This is a genomic window from Neokomagataea anthophila (genome assembly GCF_018122595.1).
GTDB classification, from domain to species: Bacteria; Pseudomonadota; Alphaproteobacteria; order Acetobacterales; family Acetobacteraceae; genus Gluconobacter; species Gluconobacter anthophilus.
Genome location: NZ_JAGRQH010000284.1, coordinates 1 through 209 on the forward strand (window position 1 = coordinate 1; position 209 = coordinate 209).

1 protein-coding gene is annotated in these 209 nt (G+C 57.4%); it reads right to left on the reverse strand.

The window, feature by feature from the left end; genetic code table 11:
- A partial coding sequence (locus tag KB213_RS12690; protein ID WP_211683631.1) for a hypothetical protein occupies positions 1-209 on the reverse strand: 209 nt, incomplete at both ends.

The window sequence follows — 209 nt, forward strand, 5'->3', positions numbered from 1 at the left end:
TGCCGAATAGTGGGCGCCCCGAAGCGTGTTGTGAGGTTGGCGAGGGTGCTAGGCAAGCGTGAGAGTGTTTTGGAGGATAAGGTTTTTCCGGAGACGACGAGACCCCATGTCGCTGCATTGACGACGAGAGGGGACTTCCGATCGATCTGGCTAATCCAGGTGCCGTTACCGAGTTTATCGCGGATGAGTGCATCGCGGGTTGCGTTGTC